At 44.3% G+C, this 1,150-nt stretch carries 1 protein-coding gene; it reads right to left on the bottom strand.

The features are described from left to right. Positions 1-108: 108 nt before the first annotated feature. Positions 109-864 carry a response regulator transcription factor gene (locus QUB70_RS32545; RefSeq protein ID WP_332985930.1) on the bottom strand — a complete coding sequence of 252 codons (756 nt, stop codon included), beginning with the start codon at positions 862-864 and terminating at the stop codon, positions 109-111. Positions 865-1,150 lie beyond the last annotated feature (286 nt).

Raw genomic sequence — 1,150 nt, 5'->3', positions numbered from 1 at the left:
CGAGTTGCTCTACTAGAAGAATTTATTATACACTAAAAAAGCCCAAATGATTGCACGGCAACCATTTCGGGCTTTAGTGATTCCGAATTCATCATCAATTAAATCTGGTTAAATATCTGCGGAATGTGGGTTAAAGGGCGCAGATTGGGGGTACGGTTTCAGTCGATAGCCCATGCCATAAACTGTTTCGATGATTTCTTCAGTTAAGCCGCCGGCCTTCAATTTCTTTCTGACATCCTTAATATGAGTGATAATCGCGCGATCGGTTGGTGCGTCATCAAATCCCCACAGACGATCCAAAATAGCAATGCGACTAAAGATGCGATCGGGATTTCGCAGCAATAATTCCAGCAGATTATATTCTGTCGCTGTCAGTGAAATTATTTGTTCGGCAAATGTCACTCTACCAGAATCTAAATCTAAACAAAGAGCTCCCCAAGTCAATGTATTAGCCGCTGAATTCTGACTAGAACCTCCTGGGGAAAATGCTTTACTGCGTCGCAATAAAGTTCGGATTCTTGCCAGTAATACTTCCGCAGCAAAAGGCTTGCTGATGTAATCATCGGCTCCCGCATCGAAAAAAGCCACCACCTCCGCATCTGAATCATTTGCAGTAATTAACAGGATCGGTTTGTGGTAGCCTTGCGATCGCAATTGCCGGCATAGACTAATTCCATCTAGTTTGGGAACCTGCACGTCTAACAAAATCAGGTCATACTCAATTGCTGCTGCCAAGTCTAGGCCCACTTGTCCATCATTTGCCCGATCGAACCTGTAATGATTTGCTTCCAACACCTTAGCCAGTGTTGCACTCAGCCATCCATCGTCCTCTACTAGCAGAATTTTTATCGGAGACTTATTCATTTTGGCTGTGCGGTGCAATTTCCATGCGATCGACGCGCTTTTATGTCAGGCCGAACCGTGGCTTTTCACTAAATCAATGCTACTCCTTACTACTGCTTTTATCTTACCCTTTTTGCAGTCAAATCATCTAAAAATTGCTGTCACTTCCGCAGTTTAGATAAAACACAATACGGTTAAGTTAAGCTAGATCCCCCCTAGCCCCCCTTAAAAAGCAGGGTGGTTTTATTGTGGGGAGAAGAAATCTGAAACGACAGAAAGCACCGCTCAAAGCTCGCGTCTGGGACGC

Origin of the sequence: Microcoleus sp. A003_D6 (assembly GCF_036702825.1) — a bacterium.
Classification (GTDB): domain Bacteria; phylum Cyanobacteriota; class Cyanobacteriia; order Cyanobacteriales; family Microcoleaceae; genus Microcoleus.
The sequence above is the reverse complement of the archived record's forward strand: the minus strand, read 5'-3'. Positions and strand labels throughout refer to the sequence as shown.

What these genes read in the sequence shown, in the direction of transcription:
- QUB70_RS32545 (WP_332985930.1), bottom strand. Translation starts at nt 864, where the DNA reads ATGAATAAGTCTCCGATAAAAATTCTGCTAGTAGAGGACGATGGATGG.